This is a genomic window from Mesorhizobium sp. B2-7-1 (assembly GCF_006440735.1).
GTDB lineage: Bacteria > Pseudomonadota > Alphaproteobacteria > Rhizobiales > Rhizobiaceae > Mesorhizobium.
On sequence record NZ_VFUA01000051.1, the window covers coordinates 13,815 to 33,115 of the forward strand.

A 19,301-nucleotide genomic window follows, 5' to 3' on the forward strand; every position below is an offset into this window, starting at 1 on the left:
GCCGTCTATTTTTCCAGGCGGGCAAGCAGCGAGGAGGTATCCCAGCGCTTGCCGCCCATGTCCTGCACATCCTTGTAGAACTGGTCGACAAGCGCCGTCACCGGCAGCTTGGCGCCGTTGCGGTTGGCTTCCGCCAGGCAGATGCCGAGATCCTTGCGCATCCAGTCGACGGCAAAGCCGAAATCATATTTGCCGGCATTCATCGTCTTGTGGCGGTTTTCCATCTGCCAGGAGCCGGCGGCCCCCTTGGAGATCACCTCGACGACCTTTTCGATTTCGAGGCCGGCCTTCTTGCCGAAATGAATGCCCTCGGCCAGTCCCTGGACAAGGCCGGCAATGGCGATCTGGTTGATCATCTTCGTCAACTGGCCGGCGCCCGCCGAGCCCATCAGCCCGACCATGCGGGCGTAGGCGTCGATGACGGGCATTGCCTTGTCGAAGGCGGCCTGCTCGCCGCCGACCATGACGGTCAGCACGCCGTTCTCGGCGCCGGCCTGGCCGCCCGACACCGGCGCGTCGAGGAAGGAAAAGCCCGCCTTGCGCGCGGCTTCGTCAAGCTCGCGCGCGACCTCGGCCGAGGCGGTGGTGTTATCGATGAAGATGGCGCCCTTCTTCATCGCGGCGAAGGCGCCGTTCGCACCGGTCGTGACCGAGCGCAAATCGTCGTCATTGCCGACGCAGGAGAAGACGAAATCCTTGCCCTCGGCTGCCGCGGCCGGTGTCAGCGCCAGTTTGCCGCCGTGCTGGGCCACCCACTGCTCGGCCTTTGCCCTGGTGCGGTTGTAGACGGTGACGTCATGGCCGCCCTTGTTCCTGAGGTGCCCGGCCATCGGATAACCCATGACGCCAAGACCGAGAAATGCAACCGATGCCATAAGCCTGCCTTCCAACAAAACAGAGATTTCAGTGGCGGAAGGTCTAGGCCATGCGAAAAATTCGTCAAGGCACGCAGCGCCGCATCGACTGGTGCAGGCTGCCGAGGCGCGGCAATTTAAGTCTTCGTCTTATGCATGTCGTTCCCCTAAACCGCTGCGCGCTTTTAGGCGACATGCATTATCGATGCAGGTGGACGGTGATGCGGCGCTCGATCCATTCGACGCCGTGGCGCAGGATCTCGACCATCACCAGATAGACGATCGCCACCCAGATATAGGCCTGGATGTCGAAGGATTTCGCGTAGGCGAGCTTGGCGTTGCCCATCAGATCGTAGACCGTGATGATGGCGACGATCGCCGAGGCCTTGATCATCAGGATGAGTTCGTTGCCGTAGGGCCTGAGCGCGACGATGATCGCCTGCGGCAGGACGACTTTGCGCAGCGTCTGCAATTTGTGCAGGCCGAGCGAGGCCGCACCTTCCCACTGGCCGCGCGGCACGCTTTCGATGGCGCCGCGCAGGATTTCGGCCTGGTAGGCGGCGGTGTTGAGCGAGAAGGCGAAGACGCCGCAATAGAAGGCTTCGCGGAAGAACCACCACAGTCCGACCGTTTCAAGCTCGGGTCGGAACGAACCGACGCCGTAATAGACCAGGTAGGTCTGCACGAGCAGCGGCGTGCCGCGGAAGAAATAGACGTAGCAATAGGCAAGCCCCGACAGGATCCAGTTCTTCGACATGCGGCCATAGGCGACCGGCAACGAGAAGATGGCGCCGAGAACCATTGAAATGCTGACCAGCGACAGCGTGGTTCCCAGGCCTTGCAGATAGGCTGGAGCGTATCGGGCAAAGAACTCGGCGTTCCACGCATAGATCAGGTAGGCAACGATGCCGGCGCCGAACAGAATCCAGACACCGACCAGCGCGGAGCCAAGGATGCGGGCTCGCGGCCAGCCGCGCGCTTGCGGCGGCGGTTTGTCGATGGCGATAACCTGGCTGACGCTCATCGCGCTTCCCTCCGTCCGACGTAGCGCAGGATGTAGCTCGTGGCGATCGACGACAGGACGGCCAGCGCCAGGAAGATCAGCGCCGCGACGCTGTAGAAGAGGAAGGAATGCTTGGTGACGCGCGCTGCGACGCCTGACTGGCGCAAGGTCTCGGCGAGATTGACCACCGAGACCAGCGATGTGTCCTTGAGCAGGCTCAGCCAGCAATTCTCGAGGCCCGGAAAGGCGATGCGTATCAGTTGCGGCAAGATCACCAGCCGCATCGTCTGCCATTTCGACAGGCCAATGGCGTAGCCACCCTCATACTGGCCTTTCGGAATGGCTCGGAACGCGGAGAGGAAAACCTCGCTGGCGTAGGAGGAGAAGATCAGCGCCAGCACGATCATGCCGGCGACGAAGCTGTTGACGTCGATCGTCGCGTCCGGATTGAACAGCCGCACGACATGTTGCAACAGAAGCGGCATGCCGAAGAAGAACAGGAACAGCGTCACCAGTTCCGGCAGGCCGCGAAAGACCGTGGTGTAGATGTTGCCGGCCAGGCGCAGCGACGGCTCTTCATGCTGCTTGGCGAAAGCGACGAAAAAGCCGATCACCAGGCCGATCGGCAGCGTGGCGAGCGCCAGCGCAATGGTGACCAGAACGCCAGACGCAATGTCGTCACTCCAGCCGTCCGGTCCCCAGCTGAGAAGTGTCCAAATGCTCTGGGCCGGCATTGACGGGTCGTGTCTCCGTGGGGATCCCGGGAGAAGAGAAGGGCGGCGAGGGGTACCTCACCGCCCTGGCTAACTTATCAGGATTCGGCGCCGTAGACGTCGAACTTGAAGTACTTGTCGTTGATTTCCTTGTACTTTCCGTTCTTGCGGATGGCGTCGATCGCGTTGTTCAGCTGGTTGACGAGATCGGTTTCGCCTTTGCGCACGGCGATGCCGGCGCCCGGTCCGAAGATATCGACCGGCTGCGGCGAGGGCTGGCCGAGGATCTTGCAGCAGGCGCCGTCCGGCGAATCCAGCCACTGCTGCAGCACGACGATGTCGTCCTCGATGGCGTCGAGACGGCCATTGGCGAGGTCGGCCTGCTCCTCGGGGCTGCTCGGATAACCCTTGATGGTGCTGTCCGTGTAGGTCTTGGAAGCGTAATTATAGTGCGTGGTCGTGGTGGCGACGCCGATGTTCTTGCCGGCGAGGTCTTCCTTGGTCACGCCCTTGAGCGGCGAATCCTTCGGCACGGCGATGGCCGACGGGGTGTTGTAGTATTTGTGGGTGAAGTCGACCTTCTCGGCGCGCTCGGGCGTGATCGACATCGAGGCGACGATGGCGTCGAACTTGCCGGCCTGCAGCGCCGGGATGATGCCGTCCCAATCCTGCGCGACGAAGGTGCACTTGACCTTCATTTCGTCGCAGAGAGCCTTGGCGATGTCGATATCGAAGCCGACCAGCTGGCCGTCCGAGGTCAGGTTGTTGAAGGGCGGGTACGCGCCTTCGGTGCCGATCCTCAGGGTCTTTTCCTGAGCCTGGGCGACGCCAAGTGTCAGCAGCGCGGCCGAAGCGGCAAGCGCGATACGCAGTGCAATACGCATGATAATCCTCTCATATTGTCATGGCCGCTGTCCCGTGCGGCTCTTGTGGGCGGAGCTTTTTTACCGCCCGCTGAGGCGGATACTCCCACTCTTTCCAAGAAAAAAGCAACTGCAAATCAACGGCAAACGACAATCGGGATGTGCCGCTGCGTTACTTGGTTTGAGCCACGAGACCTGTGCTGCGCTCGACAAAGTCAGCTATCGATTTCGTGTCGTCGAGATCGAAGACCGGCAACGTTTCGCCTTCGACTGTAAAGTCGGCGGCGATGGCGACAATGTTGGGATCGTTGGCCGAAAGCGGCGTCCGGTCCTTGGCTTCGAGCCGCCTGGCCTCGATCTTCCTGTGCGCTTCGCGCTTGTAACCTTCGACCAGCACGATGTCCGAGGGCGCCAGCCGCGCCAGGATGTCGTCCAGCGTCGGTTCGCTCTCGCCGCGCAATTCGTGCATCAGGGCCCAGCGCCGGCCGGAGACGATCGCAACCTCGGTCGCGCCCGCCTGCCGATGGCGAAAGCTGTCGGCGCCCGGCTTGTCGATGTCGAAGTCATGGTGGGCGTGCTTCACCGTAGAAACCGCCCAGCCGCGCGCCACCAGTTCGGTGACCAGCTTTTCCGTCAGGGTCGTCTTGCCGGAGTTCTTCCAGCCGGTGATGCCGAATACGCGTCTCATGGCCCGAGGCTTTGCAACAGACGCTCCGCCGCCGCAAGATCGTCCGGCGTGTTGACGTTGAAGAACGGGTCGATCTTCTGGTTGCCGGCCTCGATCATGGGGAACTCGACCTCGACATAGCCCTGGCGCTGCATGAAGGCCGAAACCCGCCGGTTGTCCTCGTCGACGAGGAAATGACGCAAGGCGTCGCGCAGGCCGAGCGGCCAGAGCGCGAAGGTCGGGTGCCGTCTGCCGTCCGAACTGGCGACAGCGATCGCGCCAGGTCGGTCGCGGGTTGCGGCTGTGAGGCGCCCGACGAGGTCGCCGGGGAAGAACGGCGTGTCGCCGGCGGCGCTCACCAGCCATCGGCAGCCGGTTTGGGTTGCTGCCCATTCGAGACCGGTCAGGATGCCGGCGAGCGGTCCAGCATGGCCCGGCACCGTGTCTTCGAGCACCGGCAGGCCCATGGCGGCAAATCGCGCCGGATCGCCATTCGCGTTGAGTCCCAGGGTCGCGACCTGTGGGTTCAATCGCGCCGCGACATGATCGATCAGCCTGTCATTACCCAGCGAAAGCAATGGCTTGTCGCCACCGCCCATTCGGCGCGACTGGCCTCCGGCCAGAATGATCCCCGCAACATCTCGGTCCATCGGCCTATATGCCGTCCGGCGCCATGTCGGGTCCAGCGCTTTCAGCGGCAGGTTGCTGTCTGCCGACGACGCGCTCGCGGTAGAGCGCATAAAGGCCGGAGCCGATGATGATGGTGGCGCCGACGATCATGGGCAGGTCGGGGACGTCGCCGAAAATGACGAGGCCGAGCAGGATCGACCAGAGCAGGGCGGTGTAGCGGAAGGGCGCGATGAAGGAGATGTCGCCTGAGCGCATCGCCATGATGATGAACTGATAGCCGATGGGCACCAGCACCGCCGCGAGCGCCAGAAGCATGGTCGCTCGCCCGCTCATCGGCGTCCAGCCGCCCATCGGCGACAAAAGCAGGGCGCCCAGCACCGTCATGGCAAGCGCGGTCGCCGTCGACACCAGCAGAGTCGGGATCGCCTCGGGGATGCGCTTGGTGGAGAGGTCGCGCACCGCGCAGCAGGCGACGCTGGCCAATGCCACCAGCGAATAGACGCTGAACCCTTCGAACCCCGGCCGCACGATGATCAGCACGCCGACGAAACCGGCGGCAATGGCAGTCCAGCGTCGCCAGCCGACGCTTTCGCCGAACACCAATGCCGCGCCCATGGTGACCGCCAGCGGCAGCGCCTGCATGAGGGCGGAGACATTGCCGATCGGCAGATGCGCAAGCGCGATCAGGAACGACACCGTGGCGCCGGCTTCGCCGGCCACGCGCATGGCCACCATCGGCTGCAGCATGGCGGCCGGATTGGCAAGCGCGCCGCGCCGCCAGGCAAGCAGGCCGACGAAGAAGGACGCAAAGACGCCGCGCACCAGCATGACCTGCGCCATGTTCATCGATTCGGAAGAGAATTTGGTGATCGCGTCGTTCAGGGTGAAGCCGACCATGGCCACGATCATGAACAGCGCGCCGCGCAGATTTGGCGAGAGAGGCAAAGGCGTTCCCGGATTTTATTCTAAATCAAGCGGTTTATTCTTGTTTTGATGCATGTTGTTTTCCCAAAACCGCACGCACTTTTGGGAGACACGCATTAGCAGGCGACCGGAAAACAGCAACGCCAAAAGAAATGGGCCACGAATTTCTGCGCGGCCCATGAGATCGATTTGCCGAGGCTCCGGAGGCTTACTTCGGCGTCAGCACTTCGGTGCCGTTGCCATTCTGGCCGGCGATGGTCCACAGCCCGTGCAGGGAGCCGTCCTTCTCGATCTTGTAGACGACGAGGCCGATCTCCTTGCCCATCGCGTAGCCGGCGGAAAAGGCATTGTCGTTACGCATGCAGATGCCGTCCGAGGTCGAGCCACCGGTCTCCCAATGGATCGTGCAGGTGGTGTCGCTGGTCAGCGTGATGGTTGCCTCGCCGCCATATTTCGAGCCGTCGAAATTGGTGCCGGCGACCGTGTAGGTGCCGCCGATCGACTGAGCGGCGGCTGGCACGGAAACAATCCCAAGCATAGCAAGTGAAAGCATGAATGTGCGCATGTGCACTCCCCCTAGAGCGAAAATCGCGCTCGAAGGCTAGGCCGGAAAAGGTTGGCGGTAAATCGGCCGGAAGGCGGCTGGGGCGCTTTATTTTCAGTGCAGCCGGCTGGTCTCAGGGGCCGCGCAGGCTCTTGGCGATGGCGCCGGCAAGCGGGTCGTATTTTGCCTTGAGCGACGAGGGGTATTCGAGAAAGACGGTTCGGATCACGTCATCCTTGCCGAACAGGCGACGCTCATAAAAAATCTTGCCATCCTTGGTGCCTGACAGCACGGCCCAGTTCTTGCCACTCTTGGAGTAGGTGACCTTGTAGCCGGACTCGGTGCTGGCTTTTTCATCATCGACGAAACTGCGCGGCGTTTCATTGTCGACGTTGTTGATGCCGGAGCAGGTCAGCTCGGCGCCGTCGGCGCTAAGCCATTGTTGTCCATCGCCATTTTCTGGCTCTGGCAGAGGGTTGTTGAAGATTTCGTCGGGAAACGTGCATGACTGGCCGAACCGGGCATTCACGTAAGTGAACGGCTTGGCGGTCGCCGTCGTCGTCATGATTGTCGACAGGGACAAGATGACCGCCACTGACGGCCAGCCGATGCGCTGCGGGCGTTGCATGATCCCCCCTTCGGTCGATGACCAGAAGCGATCATGCACCAATCGGCGGGAAAAATCAGCCGCCGGTGACGCTCATATGCCGCGAAACCGATGGACGGCTGGTGCGGCGGTCGATGATGAAATCATGACCCTTGGGCTTGCGGCCGATGGCTTCGTCGATCGCAGCGTCGAGCAGCTCGTTGCCTTCGGATGCGCGCAGCGGTGCTCGCAGATCGGCGGCATCCTCCTGGCCAAGGCACATATAGAGCGTGCCGGTGCAGGTCAGCCGCACGCGGTTGCAGCTCTCGCAGAAATTATGCGTCATCGGCGTGATGAAGCCTAGCCGGCCGCCGGTCTCGGTGACATGGACATAGCGGGCAGGGCCGCCGGTCTTGTAAGGAATGTCGGCGAGCGTGAACTGGCGCTCCAGCGAGGCGCGCAGCATCGACAGCGGTAAATACTGGTCGGTGCGGTCGGCCTCGATCTCGCCCATCGGCATCGTCTCGATGAGGGTTAGGTCCATGCCGCGGCCATGCGCCCAGCGCATCAGCTCGGGGATCTCGGCATCGTTGAAGTCGCGCAGCGCAACCGCGTTGAGCTTGATCTTCAACCCGGCCTTCTGCGCGGCATCGATGCCTTCCATGACCTTGCCGAGATTGCCCCAGCGCGTGATCTGGTGGAATTTTTCGGCATCGAGCGTGTCGAGCGAGACGTTGATGCGCTTGACGCCGCAATCGGCGAGCTCGGCGGCAAAGCGCGAAAGCTGCGAGCCATTGGTGGTCAGCGTCAGCTCTTCCAGGGCGCCACTCGCGAGATGTCGCGACAGCTGGCGCACCAGATGCATGATGTTCTTGCGCACCAGCGGCTCGCCGCCGGTCAGCCGCAACTTCTTCACGCCCTTCTCGATGAAAACGGTGCAGAGCCGGTCAAGCTCTTCCAACGACAGCAGATCCTTCTTCGGCAGGAAGGTCATGTCCTCGGCCATGCAATAGGTGCAGCGGAAATCGCAACGGTCGGTGACCGACACGCGCAGGTAGCTGATCGTGCGACCGAAGGGGTCGATCATGTCCATCTTGAAGCGTTTCCGTGGCCGTTGGCGGCGTCGTTATATACAGCTATGTGATACGATCCAATGCCGCATTCAAGATAGAACGTCTTGATCTTTGGTAACATTCCCCGACCGACATCGCATGTCGGCTGCTTCCTAATGATCCTTTTCGGATCGAGCGAAGCGGCGTAGGGAAGGGCGCAACCCAGACAGGACCAGTCATGACCGCGCCAAAGGAACTCAGGGTCTCGAAGGACCGCAAGCTCTTGACCGTGACCTTTCCGGGTCATCAGCCGTTCGATCTGCCGGCGGAACTCCTGCGCGTGGCCTCGCCATCGGCGGAAGTTCAGGGCCATTCGCCGGAGCAGCGGGTGACGGTCCCCGGCAAGCGCAATGTCGCGATCCTCAAGATCGAGCCGGTCGGCAATTATGCGGTGCGCATCACCTTCGACGATTTCCACGACACCGGCATCTTCACCTGGAACTATCTGCATACGCTCGGCCACGAAAAGGACGAGCGGTGGAACGCCTATCTTGCCGAGTTGGCTGAGAAGGGGCTGAGCCGGGACCGTTAGCGCGGCGCGTGGCAGTCCCATGTCGGCAGCCGACTGTCGTCAAGGCGTCATGGACATGGCGTAGCGCCGGCAAAAGATCAGGAGGCGAAAAAGATGCGCATCACATCCGTCGAACAGCTCGAGGCGCTTTACGGCCTGCCGGGCGAGGCCTCGATAGTCAAGGAACTCGACCATGTGATTCCCGAATATGCCGCGTTCATCGAGGCCTCGCCCTTCGTGGCGCTGGCGACCAGCGGGCCGGAGGGGCTCGACTGCTCGCCGCGTGGCGATCTCGCCGGCTTCGTGCGTATCGTCGATGACAGGACGCTGATGATGCCGGACAGGCGCGGCAACAACCGCGCCGATTCGCTGAAGAACATCATTCGCGATCCCCGCGTCGGGCTGCTGTTTCTCGTGCCGGGCTCGGGTACGACACTGCGCATCAACGGCCGCGCGCATATCACCACCGATACCGAGCCTTGCGCGTCCTTCATGGTCGACGGCAAGCCGGCCCGCTCGGTTACCGTCATCGAGGTCGACACGGTCTATTTCCAGTGCGCCCGCGCCATCGTGCGCTCGGAACTCTGGAACCCGGCCAGGCATGTCGATCCGAGGTCGCTGCCGACGCCTGGCCAGATTCTCGAGGTCACCAGCCGCAAGAACATCGACGGCGAGACCTACGACAAGGAATGGCCTGAGCGGGCGAAAAAGACGATGTGGTAAGCCTAAAAGTCAGGCTTCCTTCAACACGTCATAGATTTTGCGCATCTGCTCGCCGATCATGTCGCACTGCTCCGGCGTCGATTGGCTCATGGCTTTTTCGATCAGCGCCATATGCACCTTCAGCGCCTGCATCAGCAGGGCCTCGCCGGCCTCGGTGAGGTTGAGCCGCAGCACCCGCTTGTCCTTCTCGTCGCTTTCGCGACGCAGCAGGCCACGGGTTTCCAACTGCGGCAACAGCATGGTGATGTTGGAGCGACCGACCAGGAGCTTGCGGGCAAGGTCGTGCTGCGACATGCCGGGGTGGCGGTAAAGGTTCATCAGCACGTCGAGCTGCGCCGGCTTGAGGTCGAGCGGGGCGAGCTTCACCGCCAGCGTGCGCTCCAGCACATGGCAGGCGCGCGCCACCGCAACCCAGTTGCGAAAGCGAGGATTGTCCCAGGGCAGCTCTTGTTTAATGTTCATGTTTGAACTATTATGTTCATGCTTGAACGAATGGATGGATCGCCAATATGGCATCATTTGGATTGAAGGTCATCCGCGGCGTCTTTGGCGCGGCCGAGCATGTCATGCCGCGTCTCAGCGGCCGCGCCGCGTTCGAATTGTTTTGCCGTACACCGAGTGTCAAGGCCTTGAGCGACGGCGAACGCCGGGCCGTCGAACGCGCCTCAGCCTTCATGGCCGAAGCGCGGCATCATCGGCTGAAGAGCAGGAGGGACTGCGTCGCGGTGCATGAGTTCCGGCCGGAGTCGGGCACGGAGCCCCGTGGGACGGTGCTCGTCATTCATGGCTGGCGCTCGCGCACCGAATACATGCGCGCCCTGATCGAAGGGTTTCGCGGGGCGGGCTACAAGGTCGTATCGCTCGACCTGCCCGGGCACGGCCATTCGCTCGGCCGTCATCTCAACATGGTGAATGCCGTGGACGCGGCGCGGGTTGCGGGCGAATGGTTCGGTCCCTTTGCCGCCGTCGTCGGCCACTCCTTCGGCGGCGCGATTGCCGCCAATGCCGTCGCGGCATCGGTCAAGGGCATGCCGCCGCTGAAGGCGCAGAAGCTGGTGCTGATTGCCGCGCCGAGCTCCCTGCCTGCGATCTTCGACGATTTCAGCGACATGATGAATGTCGGTCCGCGCTCCCGCGTCGCCATGGCGGACAGGGTGAAACACCTTTCCGGGCGGCCGCTCAGCGAATTCACCGGCGATCGCCAGCTTGCGGAGGCGCCGGTGCCGACGCTGATCATCCACGCGCCGGACGATCGCGAAGTCCATTCCGACCATGCAAAGCGCTATGCGGGCGCCGGCGAGCATGTCCATCTGCACTGGGCCGACGGGCTCGGCCATCGGCGTATCCTCGCCGACAAGGATGTCGTCGCGCGCGCGGTCGGTTTCGTGACCGGGCAGCGCGAAACGACCCTGCACTAGGAAATTCGCGGGCCTGCGTTCGGCCCCGGGCCGCTGTCGCCAAGGCGCGGCTCCGTTCCGGCCAGCAACCGCTGGATGTTGGCGCGGTGGCGCAGGATCACATAGAGGCTGCCCGCGATCACCAGCAAGCGATAGGCCAAGGGCTGCTCCAAGCCGCAGACAAGCGCGACCGCGGTCAGGGCCGCCAGCATCGAGCTTAAGGAAACGATCCGGAAAAGAGCGAGCGTGACGGCAAATGCCGTCGCGGCTCCCAAGCCTACAGGCCATGACATCGCCAACAACACGCCAAGTCCCGTCGCGGCGGATTTTCCACCTGTGAAATTCAGCCAGACAGACCGGCCGTGCCCCAGCAGCACTGCAAGTCCGGCCAGACAAACGACCCAAGGCAACAAGCCCTGCAATTCAAGCGCCGTCGGCGGCGTGGCGGACGATATCGCGTAGAACCACGGATAAAACCAGCGAACAAAGACGATCGCCGCCACGCCTTTCAGGATATCGACCACCAGCACCGCCAGCGCGGGCCATTTGCCCAAGGTCCTGAGCACGTTCGTCGCGCCGGTGGATTTGGAGCCGTGCTCGCGTATGTCGATGCTCTTCAGCAGCCTGCCGGCCAGATAGCCGGTGGGCGTGGAACCGAGCAGATAGGCGACCGCCAATCCAACCGCGCTCGCCATCCAGAAAACCATTGGGTCGATCGACTCCAGGCGTTGCGGAAAACTGCGATCAGTCGGCCTTTTTCTTCTGGCCGGGCTCGACCGGCAGGCCGGCCGCCTTCCAGGCGGTGTAGCCGCCGAGGATGTGCTTGACCGGCGTCAGGCCCATGTCCTGCGCCGTCTTGGTGGCTAAAGCTGAGCGCCAGCCGCCGGCGCAGAAAAAGACGAAGGTCTTGCCGCTGGCGAAGAAGGGCTTGTGATACGGGCTTTCGGGATCGATCCAGAATTCCAGCATGCCGCGCGTCACATGCCTGGCGCCGGGGATCTTGCCGTCGCGCTCCACCTCGCGAGGGTCGCGCAGGTCGACGAATATCGTGTCGTCATCCTCCAGCAGCCCCGCTGCCTCCTCCGGCGACACAACCTCGATCTCGGCATTCGCCTCGTCGAGAAGCTGGCGATAACCTTTCTTCACGGCAAATCCTCCCGGTCACGCTTGTCGCGGCCGCCGGAATTTCGATCACAAAGCCTTGCGTTTGTCACGGGGTCGGACGCCGGCCATCGTCGTCCACGCCGCCATGGCGCCGGAGGCGGTTGCCATCAGGGCGGCATGGGTTGCGCCGTCGCGCGCCTGGATCGACATGCCATGCTGTACGGTGGCGAAGAAGGTGGCCGCGGCCTGGCAATCGAAGTCGGCAGGCAACTCGCCTTCAGCCACGGCCCGCCCCAGGCGTCTTTCAAGAGCCGTCTGATTTTCGGCGCGGCGGCGGCGCAGATCCTGGCAGATCAGCCCTTGCGTCGAATCCTGATGCAAGGCTCCGAGCGCGATGAGGCAACCTTGCGGCCGGTCGATCTGTGAATAGGCCTTGGCGGTCTCAGTCAAAAATCCCTCGATCGCCAGCCGCGCGGTCGGGGCTTGCTCCAGCGTCGACCAGATATCGGTGCCTTCGCTGCGCGTGTAGAGGTCGGTCGCCTCGAGGAAGAGCGCCTCCTTGCTGCCGAAGGCGGCGTAGAGGCTGGGCGAATTGATGCCCATGGCCGCGGTCAGGTCGCTCAGCGATGCGCCCTCATAGCCCTTGGCCCAGAAAACCTCCATCGCCCGGCGCAAGGCGGCGGCTCGATCAAAGCTGCGTGGGCGGCCTCTCTCCGACATGGCGTCCTTCTGCTTTCTGTGTTGATCGATACATAATTCACTTGACGGTGTCGGGCAAGCTTGGCAGGTATTTATGTATCGATCGTTACATAAAGGAGAATTCGATGTCTTCCAACCAACTGCACGGCAAGGCCGCGTTCGTCACCGGCGGCAGCCGCGGCATCGGCGCGGCAATCGCGAAGAGACTGGCGCGCGAGGGCGCGAGCGTCGCGCTGACCTATGTGAATGGCGAGGCGCAGGCGCAGGCTGTCGCCGACGAGATCAAGGCGGCCGGCGGGCAGGCGATCGCCATCAAGGCCGACGGGCGCGATGCCCAGGCGATCGAGAGCGCCGTCGACCAGGCGGTGGACGCGTTTGGGCGGCTCGACATCCTGGTCAACAGTGCCGGCATATGGCGCGCCGCGCCGATCGACGCGCTGTCGCTCGCCGATTTCGACGAGAGCATGGAGGTCAATCTCAGAGCGCCTTTCGTCGCTTCCAAGGCCGCCGCCCGGCATATGGCGGATGGCGGCAGGATCATCTCGATCGGCAGCAACCTGGCCGAGCGCGTGACGGATACCGGGCTCAGCGCCTATTCGACCAGCAAGGCGGCGCTGATCGGGCTGACGAAGGCGCTTGCGCGCGACCTCGGCCCGCGTGGCATCACCGCCAACATCGTCCATCCGGGCTCGACCGACACCGACATGAACCCAGCCGACGGACCGCATGCGGAGCACCAGCGCCGGAAGATGGCGACGCCGCGCTTCGGCGAGGCCGAGGAGATCGCTGGAATGGTCGCCTGGCTGGCGAGCCCCGAGGGCCGCTTCGTCACGGGAGCCTCGTTGACCATCGACGGCGGCGCCAACGCCTGATTGTTTTTCGGCGCCTTGGCGGGCACGTGAGGCCCGGGGCAAATCGCTGCCTCGGGTCTCACAATGATGTGAAACTGTTCTGCAACACGGCCGCGAAAATTTATGGAAGCTTAACGAAATCGGTATGAATCGGTATAGTCACGTCATACATCCGCCATGCGGAGGGTGGGACCGTCCAGCGGCGCGGAACGGGAACCGGCTACAACCGGTGCGGGTGAAGCATGAAAATCCTCGGGAACAAGAAAACCGTCCTGCCGATCGCCATCGCGGCGACACTGGCCTTCGGACAGCAGCCGGCAAGCGCGCAAGGCCTGTTCGACATGCTGTTCGGCGGCGGCATCCGGCATAACCCGCAAGGTGAATTTCCGCCGCCCCCGAAGCCGCGCAAGGTGCGGCCGGCAGCGCCCGCCGGAGAGGGCGGTGGCAGCGTCAGGATCAGCAGCCCGACCTACAACACGTACAGGGCCGACAAGCTCGTGCGGGTCGATTTCAAGTCGCTGCTGCCGGCGCCGCAGCCGGCGACCGCGCAGGATGCCGCCTTTGTCCCGTCGGTGACGGGCAACAGCTTCCGCGATGCCGTCGCAGGCTTGAGCGATTACGAGCTGTTCGCCGAGCCCGACATCGCCAAGGCGCTCGTTGCTTATTATTCGGCCAATCCGGATTTCATCTGGGTGAGCGACAACGCCCCCAACAGCCGGGCGCAGGATGCGGTGCGCGTCCTGGGCGAGGCTGCGAGCTACGGCCTGGCGCCGGCGGATTATTCCGTCGATGTTCCGGCAACCGCGACGTCCGCTACGCCGGAAGAGCGGACCAAGGAGATGGTCCGCTTCGAGATGGCGCTGTCGGCGCGCGTGCTGCGCTATGCGCAAGACGCCCAGAGCGGCCGCGTCGACCCCAACCGGATGACCGGCTACTACGATTTCCCGGCCAAGCCGTTCGACCTGGAAGGCGCGCTGAAGACGCTGGCGCATACCCAGGAGGTCCGCACCTATCTCGAATCGCGCCACCCGCAGAATCCAGAATACCAGGCGCTGCGCGTCGAGCTGGAAGCGCTCGAGGCCAGCGAGGAAAACGAAATCGTCGTCGATCCCAAGCTCTTGCTCAAGCCCGGCGAGAGCAGCCCGGAACTGCCGAAGTTGCTGACGCTTATTTCCCGCAACCTCGACGATGAGATGGGCGGCAACTACGGCGAGGTGCTCGCCAGGCTGGGCAAGAGCGAGCTCTACGATCCCGAGCTGGTGCCGGTGATCAAGGCCGTGCAGCAGCGTGCCGGCATGAAGGGCGACGGCGTCATCGGTCCGCGCACCGTGGCTTCGCTGGCCGGCGCCTCGAAGGCGGACAAGATCGAGAAGGTCAAGGTGGCGCTTGAGGAACTGCGGTGGATGCCGTCCGATCTCGGCAGCCCGCGCGTCTTCATCAACCAGCCGGCCTTCACCGCCAGCTATATCGACAATGGCGAGGAGAAGCTGAAGACCCGCGCGGTCATCGGTCGGGTCACCAACCAGACCGCCTTCTTCTACAACCAGATCAAGCAGGTCGACTTCCACCCCTATTGGGGCGTGCCGCAGTCGATCATCGTCAACGAGATGCTGCCGAGGCTGCGCAGCGATCCGGGCTATCTCGACCGCGCCGGCTATGAGGTGACGGATTCGCGCGGCAAGCGCATTCCGTCGGCGGCTGTCAATTGGGGTGCCTATGGCGCCAACATCCCCTTCAGCGTGCGGCAACAGCCGAGCGAGGCCAATGCCTTGGGCGAATTGAAGATACTCTTCCCCAACAAGCACGCCATCTACATGCACGACACGCCGCAGAAGTCATTCTTCGCGCGCGACATGCGCGCGCTCAGCCATGGCTGCGTGCGGTTGCAAGACCCGCGCGGCATGGCCGCCGCGGTGCTCGGCACTACCGTCGACGATATCGCCGAGAAGCTGAAGCACGGGCATTCGACCGAGAATGTCACGCGCGTCATCCCGGTCTACGTCGCCTATTTCACCGCATGGCCGGACATGTCCGGCAAGGTTGAGTATTTCGACGACGTCTATGACCGCGATTCCAAGCTGATGCAGGCGCTCGACGCGACCGAAGCGGTGCGCACGCCCTCAAGCTGAGCGCCGTCTGGTTTCAAGCGATTCCTGACGGAAAGTCACGGCGAAGCCGCCGAAGTTGACCGCTTCACGCGTTTCTTGGAAGTGCCTTGATGAGCGGCCGGCGGAAGCCGGCGTCGCGCCCGGCGATCAGCCAATAGATCAGGCCGGCCACCAGGCCGGCGCCGGCGATGATGCCGATGTCGGCCCAGCGTTCCGGATCATCGGCGGCGTCGGGCCAGATCAGCATGAAACCGGCGGCGGCCGCAGCGGCGCCGAACAGCATGTGCAGCCAAAAGCTTCGCAACGAAAAGAACTCGGCGATCAGGGCGAAGACCAGTGTCTGCATTCCCGTCAGGATGATCGTCAGGAAGTAGACGAACATGCCGAGCGGCGGCACCACGAGCACGGCGACCGGCGTGAACTCCATAAGGCCGAAATAACTTGGCGCGTTGGGCAGCGAGCTCAATACCGCATAGATCACCACCACGGCGATCAACCCGACAAGCACCGCGACCAGATAGCCGACAAGCACCATCAAGATGCGCTTCAGGACGTAGCCGATCATTGCCATGCACCCCCGTGCCCGCAATCATGGCGGGCAGTCAGCCACCAAAGTTGCGACGATGCAAGGGCGGCCCGTCGCGCCAGGCTCCGCGCGGCGCCAGGACTCTTAGGCGCCACCACACAGATGCTGGGAGTCGGGCAAGGCCCATGTGCCTTTGGCGGCGAGGTCGACGGCGTAGTAAACCCTGCCGCGCAGATCGTCTTTCGGACAGTCGCGCGGGATAGCGATCAGGCACATGACGACCGGGTCGCCGACCTTGGAGCTCGCCAGTCCCGGTTCACGGTCATAGGAGACCGCCGTACCGCCATTGGTAAGTCGCGCCGCGCTGCCGGCTTCCGGGCTGGCGGTTGCCAGCGGGTCGTCGCCCAGCCTTGTCGTCAGCGCCTCGATATGGGTAAAGCCGCATTGTCCGACCGATGCGGGCAGGGGCTGATCGGCCGGCTTCGGCGTCCTCGCCGCAAGGTCGAGCGCCTTCTTGCCGATGAGCGCGATGTTGTAGTCCTGCACCCATAGCGGCGCATTGCCGTAGGTCTGCAGCGCATTGTTCTGCGCGCTGACGATGCAGGCGGCGTCCGTCTTGCAGGCATTCCGATCGGCGACCAGCCCCCTGGCGATCCTGCGCTTGTCGCCGCCGAAGGCTGGTTCAAAACCGGCATAGGCCTTGGTGACCAAAGCATCGATGGTCGACATTTGCGGGTCGGCGCAGATCGCCTTCTCCGCGGGCAACCGCGCCTTTCGGCAATCGAAGGACGGGCCGTCTGCGTGCGCCGGGCCCCATATCCCAAGCGTCGACGCGGCCACAAGCAAGGCGGTCGCGCAGATGTGAAGCTGCATGTCTGTCCTCCGTTCGGACTGCTCGACGATCAAGTCTATGCCGAACGCAAGCGCTGCGGAATGGGAGACAGGCGACCGAACAGGGCCCTATTTGGGTTCGCCGGTCACGGGATCGTAGGTGATTTGGACCTTGGCCTTGTCCGTGGTGTAGTAGGTGATGGTGTAGCCATCGCTATCCCAATCGACCTCCTTCACATAGCGGAAGTCGGTGCGGTGCTCGACCTTGGCGACGATCTCCGAGAGTTTCTTGGCATTTTGCGGCGGCAGCGCCTGGTCGTCCGCCGCGAAGGCTGGTCCGCCGACAAGGAAGGCCGCGATACCTGCTGCCAAAACAACAATGCGCATGAGAGCCCTCAAATCTTGCGTTGGCGTGGGTGCGGTCAGAAACTCGCACGTGGGCGGGTTGGTTCCGCGGCGTAAAAATAACGCCTCCCGAAGCGTCTCCCTCGGTGCGGCCAATCCAAGTCCGCCGGTCATCAATTCTCTACTGCCCGTCGGGAAAGATCGTTTGATTTCAAAGAGCAGGAGCGTAATCCGAATGTGGCGTCCGACGTAACGAACGACTAACCATGCGCCGGATGGAGAGTTCGTCATATTAGCTGTTCGTGGTAGAGCTTTCGGCAAGACCCTGATAGAATTCTGGTCATAACAGGGTGGCAACTGCGCGCCGGACCTGCCGGGGATACCCATCGGCAGACGGCGACGCGTTTCTTTTGAGCGCAGGTCGCCTGTTCTGGACTGGAAGCGGGGACTGGGGGCTCGATGATGGCTGAACGGAATTATACCCGTCAGCTCGCGACTATCATTTCGATCGACGCCGTAGGGTTCTCGAGGCTTATGGGCATCGACGACGAGTTGGCTGTCGCAGCCTTCGAGGAAAGGCGCGACATCATCGCCGACAGCTGCGGCACATTTGGCGGGCGTACATTCGGCGATGCCGGCGACAGCATCATGGCCGAGTTCGGCAACCCGATCGAAGCCTTGCGGGCGGCCTTCGATTTCCAGGCCCGGATCGTGGCGCTGAATGCCGCCGTCGCCGAGGACATGCGCATGCCGTTTCGCGCCGGGATCAACACCGGCGACGTCATCGTCCGTGAGGGCCGCCTCTATGGCGACGACGTCAATATCGCAGCCCGGATTCAGGAATTCGCGCCGCATGACGGCGTCGCCATCTCGGCGACGACCTGGCATCACGTCAAGGACAAGACGGCGGCGGTCTTCACCGATCTCGGCGAGTTCAGCCTGAAGAACATCGCCCTGCCGGTGCAGGTGCTGATCGCCGGCCGCGGCAGCAGCAGTCCCGTCGCGGCGGCTTCCTTCGCTTCCATTCCCGCCGCGCCCGGTCACTACAGGCCGATCGCCAAGGGTCCGCCGGCAATCGCCGTGCTGCCGTTCCAGGGCAACGGAAGCGAACCCGATGTCGGCTACATGGCCGACGGCATCGCCGAGGACATCATCTACGGCCTGTCCAACACGCGCTGGCTTTCAGTCATCGCCAAGGGATCCAGTTTCCAGTTTCGCGACGACAGCCTTGGCACAAGGCTCATCGGCAACGCGCTGGGCGCCCGCTACATCGTCAGCGGCACGTTGGCGCGTTCCGACAGGCAGATCCGCCTCAACACGTCGCTCACCGACACCTCGAACGGACGCCTGGTCTGGTCGCAACGCTTCGACCGCGATCTCGTCGACATCTTCAGCCTGCGCGACCAGATCGGCAGCGAGATCGTTTCCATCCTCGACAAGGAGGTCGATCGCGCCGAGCAGGCGCGCACGTTCCAGGTGCCGTGGGAAAGCCTCGAAACCTGGCAATTGGTCAGGCGCGGCCGCTGGCATATGAACAGGCGCACGCGGCGCGACACCGAAATCGCCCTCGACTTCTTCGACAAGGGCTACCGGGACGATCCGAATTCGAGCGCCGTGCTCAATGAGCTTGCATGGTGGTACTTCTGGCGGGCCTGGCTGCGTTTCGGCGACAGCGACGATCTGGAGAAAGTCGAGACGCTTGCGCGCAAGGCGCTGCTGATGGACAGCCTCGATGCGCGCCCGCATGCCTATCTCGGCGCGGCCGACATCATGCGCGGGCTTCCGGCATTGGCGGCCGAGCATCTTGCCGAAGCGATCCACATCAACCCGAGCTTCGCCTTCGCCCGCTCGGCCATGGGCAGCGCGCACCTGCTGCTTGGCGATGCCACCGGCGCGATACCGTTCTTCCTCGACACCGAGCGGTTGAGTCCGTTCGACCTCTATCGCTTCCACAATCTGGGGGAACTGGCCGCGGCCTATTGCTTCGTCGAGGACTGGCAGGCCGCGATCGCCACCGCCGAGCGCTCGCTCAACCTTTCGCCAAGCTACTTCTACGCCAGGTTCCTGAAGATAGGCGCGCTGATGAGAAGTGGCCAGTGCGACGAGGCGGCCCGCGAGCTAGCCATTTTCATGACCAGGCACCCCGACTTTTCCGAGCAGAGGATACGCTGGATACCGTTCGTCGACCCGGCCAAGAACAATTTCCTGATCGGGAATTTCGATCGGGCCAAGTCAGCCGCATGATCGCCGGGGCCGACAACAAATGACTGTGAACGAATTCACATACGCCGGACCGATGCAAACCTAGGC

Annotated in this window: 23 protein-coding genes; 6 read left to right on the top strand and 17 right to left on the bottom strand. The window is 63.2% G+C overall.

The features are described from left to right. Window positions 1-5 precede the first annotated feature (5 nt). From FJ471_RS19285 to moaA, 10 genes are all read right to left on the bottom strand, one after another. Window positions 6-875 carry an NAD(P)-dependent oxidoreductase gene (locus tag FJ471_RS19285; RefSeq protein WP_140805812.1) on the bottom strand — a complete coding sequence of 290 codons (870 nt, stop codon included), beginning with the start codon at window positions 873-875 and terminating at the stop codon, window positions 6-8. Between the two features lie 178 nt (window positions 876-1,053). Next, window positions 1,054-1,878, bottom strand: coding sequence for an ABC transporter permease (locus FJ471_RS19290; protein WP_140805814.1), 825 nt, complete (start codon window positions 1,876-1,878; stop codon window positions 1,054-1,056). After that, on the bottom strand, window positions 1,875-2,591 hold the full coding sequence (locus FJ471_RS19295) for an ABC transporter permease (protein ID WP_140805816.1): 717 nt from the start codon (window positions 2,589-2,591) through the stop codon (window positions 1,875-1,877). The genes FJ471_RS19290 and FJ471_RS19295 overlap by 4 nt, the downstream gene beginning before the upstream one ends. 77 nt (window positions 2,592-2,668) lie before the next feature. Beyond that, window positions 2,669-3,454 (bottom strand): ABC transporter substrate-binding protein, encoded by a 786-nt coding sequence (locus tag FJ471_RS19300; protein WP_140805818.1) that lies wholly within the window; start codon window positions 3,452-3,454, stop codon window positions 2,669-2,671. A 151-nt stretch (window positions 3,455-3,605) separates the two neighbouring features. Next, complete coding sequence (mobB, locus tag FJ471_RS19305; protein ID WP_140805820.1) at window positions 3,606-4,121, bottom strand: molybdopterin-guanine dinucleotide biosynthesis protein B; 516 nt, start codon at window positions 4,119-4,121, stop codon at window positions 3,606-3,608. Continuing rightward, window positions 4,118-4,750, bottom strand: a complete 633-nt coding sequence (gene mobA / locus FJ471_RS19310) for a molybdenum cofactor guanylyltransferase MobA (RefSeq protein WP_140805822.1) — start codon at window positions 4,748-4,750, stop codon at window positions 4,118-4,120. Before mobA ends, mobB begins: the two co-directional genes overlap by 4 nt. A gap of 4 nt (window positions 4,751-4,754) precedes the next feature. After that, window positions 4,755-5,675, bottom strand: coding sequence for a DMT family transporter (locus tag FJ471_RS19315; protein WP_140805824.1), 921 nt, complete (start codon window positions 5,673-5,675; stop codon window positions 4,755-4,757). A 187-nt stretch (window positions 5,676-5,862) separates the two neighbouring features. Next, the gene (locus FJ471_RS19320; protein ID WP_140805826.1) at window positions 5,863-6,219 is read right to left on the bottom strand and encodes a hypothetical protein; all 357 of its coding nucleotides are present in this window, start codon (window positions 6,217-6,219) and stop codon (window positions 5,863-5,865) included. Between the two features lie 112 nt (window positions 6,220-6,331). After that, window positions 6,332-6,826: a hypothetical protein gene (locus FJ471_RS19325; protein WP_140805828.1), complete on the bottom strand. Its 495-nt coding sequence runs from the start codon at window positions 6,824-6,826 to the stop codon at window positions 6,332-6,334. Window positions 6,827-6,881: 55 nt separating this feature from the next. Next, complete coding sequence (gene moaA, locus FJ471_RS19330) at window positions 6,882-7,877, bottom strand: GTP 3',8-cyclase MoaA (protein ID WP_140805830.1); 996 nt, start codon at window positions 7,875-7,877, stop codon at window positions 6,882-6,884. Window positions 7,878-8,074: 197 nt separating this feature from the next. On the opposite strand from moaA, the gene FJ471_RS19335 reads away from it, so the two are divergent. Both FJ471_RS19335 and FJ471_RS19340 read left to right on the top strand, forming a co-directional pair. Next, window positions 8,075-8,428: a DUF971 domain-containing protein gene (locus FJ471_RS19335; protein WP_140805832.1), complete on the top strand. Its 354-nt coding sequence runs from the start codon at window positions 8,075-8,077 to the stop codon at window positions 8,426-8,428. A gap of 93 nt (window positions 8,429-8,521) precedes the next feature. Then, window positions 8,522-9,130 carry a pyridoxamine 5'-phosphate oxidase family protein gene (locus FJ471_RS19340; RefSeq protein WP_140805834.1) on the top strand — a complete coding sequence of 203 codons (609 nt, stop codon included), beginning with the start codon at window positions 8,522-8,524 and terminating at the stop codon, window positions 9,128-9,130. A 9-nt stretch (window positions 9,131-9,139) separates the two neighbouring features. Here FJ471_RS19340 and FJ471_RS19345 read toward each other — a convergent pair whose 3' ends face one another. Beyond that, a complete protein-coding gene (locus tag FJ471_RS19345) occupies window positions 9,140-9,592 on the bottom strand; it encodes a MarR family transcriptional regulator (protein ID WP_140805836.1) in 453 nt (150 codons plus the stop codon). 47 nt (window positions 9,593-9,639) lie between these two features. Here FJ471_RS19345 and FJ471_RS19350 point away from each other — a divergent pair, with 47 nt between their 5' ends. Beyond that, window positions 9,640-10,548, top strand: coding sequence for an alpha/beta hydrolase (locus FJ471_RS19350; protein WP_140805838.1), 909 nt, complete (start codon window positions 9,640-9,642; stop codon window positions 10,546-10,548). On the opposite strand, the gene plsY is transcribed toward FJ471_RS19350, so the two are convergent. Genes plsY through FJ471_RS19365 form a run of 3 tightly spaced genes read right to left on the bottom strand, consistent with a single transcriptional unit; the run spans window position 10,545 to window position 12,351 of the window. After that, the gene (gene plsY / locus FJ471_RS19355; RefSeq protein WP_140805840.1) at window positions 10,545-11,234 is read right to left on the bottom strand and encodes a glycerol-3-phosphate 1-O-acyltransferase PlsY; all 690 of its coding nucleotides are present in this window, start codon (window positions 11,232-11,234) and stop codon (window positions 10,545-10,547) included. The two genes, FJ471_RS19350 and plsY, sit on opposite strands and share 4 nt — an antisense overlap. A gap of 37 nt (window positions 11,235-11,271) precedes the next feature. Next, complete coding sequence (locus FJ471_RS19360; protein WP_140805842.1) at window positions 11,272-11,673, bottom strand: rhodanese-like domain-containing protein; 402 nt, start codon at window positions 11,671-11,673, stop codon at window positions 11,272-11,274. Window positions 11,674-11,718: 45 nt separating this feature from the next. Beyond that, window positions 11,719-12,351 (bottom strand): TetR/AcrR family transcriptional regulator, encoded by a 633-nt coding sequence (locus FJ471_RS19365; protein WP_140805844.1) that lies wholly within the window; start codon window positions 12,349-12,351, stop codon window positions 11,719-11,721. Window positions 12,352-12,455: 104 nt separating this feature from the next. Between FJ471_RS19365 and FJ471_RS19370 the strand changes: the two genes are divergently transcribed. Beyond that, window positions 12,456-13,202, top strand: coding sequence for a 3-oxoacyl-ACP reductase family protein (locus FJ471_RS19370; protein WP_140805846.1), 747 nt, complete (start codon window positions 12,456-12,458; stop codon window positions 13,200-13,202). A 221-nt stretch (window positions 13,203-13,423) separates the two neighbouring features. Next, complete coding sequence (locus tag FJ471_RS19375; protein WP_140805848.1) at window positions 13,424-15,310, top strand: murein L,D-transpeptidase; 1,887 nt, start codon at window positions 13,424-13,426, stop codon at window positions 15,308-15,310. Window positions 15,311-15,374: 64 nt separating this feature from the next. Here the strand turns inward: FJ471_RS19375 and FJ471_RS19380 are convergent, their stop codons facing one another. The 3 genes from FJ471_RS19380 to FJ471_RS19390 form a co-directional block, all read right to left on the bottom strand. After that, complete coding sequence (locus tag FJ471_RS19380) at window positions 15,375-15,860, bottom strand: hypothetical protein (RefSeq protein WP_140805850.1); 486 nt, start codon at window positions 15,858-15,860, stop codon at window positions 15,375-15,377. 99 nt (window positions 15,861-15,959) lie between these two features. Beyond that, the gene (locus tag FJ471_RS19385; RefSeq protein ID WP_246684767.1) at window positions 15,960-16,688 is read right to left on the bottom strand and encodes a lysozyme inhibitor LprI family protein; all 729 of its coding nucleotides are present in this window, start codon (window positions 16,686-16,688) and stop codon (window positions 15,960-15,962) included. Between the two features lie 87 nt (window positions 16,689-16,775). Further along, on the bottom strand, window positions 16,776-17,033 hold the full coding sequence (locus tag FJ471_RS19390) for a PepSY domain-containing protein (RefSeq protein WP_140805853.1): 258 nt from the start codon (window positions 17,031-17,033) through the stop codon (window positions 16,776-16,778). 420 nt (window positions 17,034-17,453) lie between these two features. Between FJ471_RS19390 and FJ471_RS19395 the strand changes: the two genes are divergently transcribed. Next, window positions 17,454-19,235 (top strand): adenylate/guanylate cyclase domain-containing protein, encoded by a 1,782-nt coding sequence (locus tag FJ471_RS19395; RefSeq protein ID WP_140805856.1) that lies wholly within the window; start codon window positions 17,454-17,456, stop codon window positions 19,233-19,235. Window positions 19,236-19,301 lie beyond the last annotated feature (66 nt).

Excerpts from the sequence above, each read along its gene's own strand:
- FJ471_RS19285 (WP_140805812.1), bottom strand. The coding sequence starts at position 875 with ATGGCATCGGTTGCATTTCTCGGTCTTGGCGTCATGGGTTATCCGATG.
- FJ471_RS19290 (WP_140805814.1), bottom strand. The coding sequence starts at position 1,878 with ATGAGCGTCAGCCAGGTTATCGCCATCGACAAACCGCCGCCGCAAGCG.
- FJ471_RS19295 (WP_140805816.1), bottom strand. The coding sequence starts at position 2,591 with ATGCCGGCCCAGAGCATTTGGACACTTCTCAGCTGGGGACCGGACGGC.
- FJ471_RS19300 (WP_140805818.1), bottom strand. The coding sequence starts at position 3,454 with ATGCGTATTGCACTGCGTATCGCGCTTGCCGCTTCGGCCGCGCTGCTG.
- mobB (WP_140805820.1), bottom strand. The coding sequence starts at position 4,121 with ATGAGACGCGTATTCGGCATCACCGGCTGGAAGAACTCCGGCAAGACG.
- mobA (WP_140805822.1), bottom strand. The coding sequence starts at position 4,750 with ATGGACCGAGATGTTGCGGGGATCATTCTGGCCGGAGGCCAGTCGCGC.
- FJ471_RS19320 (WP_140805826.1), bottom strand. The coding sequence starts at position 6,219 with ATGCGCACATTCATGCTTTCACTTGCTATGCTTGGGATTGTTTCCGTG.
- FJ471_RS19325 (WP_140805828.1), bottom strand. The coding sequence starts at position 6,826 with ATGCAACGCCCGCAGCGCATCGGCTGGCCGTCAGTGGCGGTCATCTTG.
- moaA (WP_140805830.1), bottom strand. The coding sequence starts at position 7,877 with ATGGACATGATCGACCCCTTCGGTCGCACGATCAGCTACCTGCGCGTG.
- FJ471_RS19335 (WP_140805832.1), top strand. The coding sequence starts at position 8,075 with ATGACCGCGCCAAAGGAACTCAGGGTCTCGAAGGACCGCAAGCTCTTG.
- FJ471_RS19340 (WP_140805834.1), top strand. The coding sequence starts at position 8,522 with ATGCGCATCACATCCGTCGAACAGCTCGAGGCGCTTTACGGCCTGCCG.
- FJ471_RS19345 (WP_140805836.1), bottom strand. The coding sequence starts at position 9,592 with ATGAACATTAAACAAGAGCTGCCCTGGGACAATCCTCGCTTTCGCAAC.
- FJ471_RS19350 (WP_140805838.1), top strand. The coding sequence starts at position 9,640 with ATGGCATCATTTGGATTGAAGGTCATCCGCGGCGTCTTTGGCGCGGCC.
- plsY (WP_140805840.1), bottom strand. The coding sequence starts at position 11,234 with ATGGTTTTCTGGATGGCGAGCGCGGTTGGATTGGCGGTCGCCTATCTG.
- FJ471_RS19365 (WP_140805844.1), bottom strand. The coding sequence starts at position 12,351 with ATGTCGGAGAGAGGCCGCCCACGCAGCTTTGATCGAGCCGCCGCCTTG.
- FJ471_RS19370 (WP_140805846.1), top strand. The coding sequence starts at position 12,456 with ATGTCTTCCAACCAACTGCACGGCAAGGCCGCGTTCGTCACCGGCGGC.
- FJ471_RS19375 (WP_140805848.1), top strand. The coding sequence starts at position 13,424 with ATGAAAATCCTCGGGAACAAGAAAACCGTCCTGCCGATCGCCATCGCG.
- FJ471_RS19380 (WP_140805850.1), bottom strand. The coding sequence starts at position 15,860 with ATGGCAATGATCGGCTACGTCCTGAAGCGCATCTTGATGGTGCTTGTC.
- FJ471_RS19385 (WP_246684767.1), bottom strand. The coding sequence starts at position 16,688 with ATGCAGCTTCACATCTGCGCGACCGCCTTGCTTGTGGCCGCGTCGACG.
- FJ471_RS19390 (WP_140805853.1), bottom strand. The coding sequence starts at position 17,033 with ATGCGCATTGTTGTTTTGGCAGCAGGTATCGCGGCCTTCCTTGTCGGC.
- FJ471_RS19395 (WP_140805856.1), top strand. The coding sequence starts at position 17,454 with ATGGCTGAACGGAATTATACCCGTCAGCTCGCGACTATCATTTCGATC.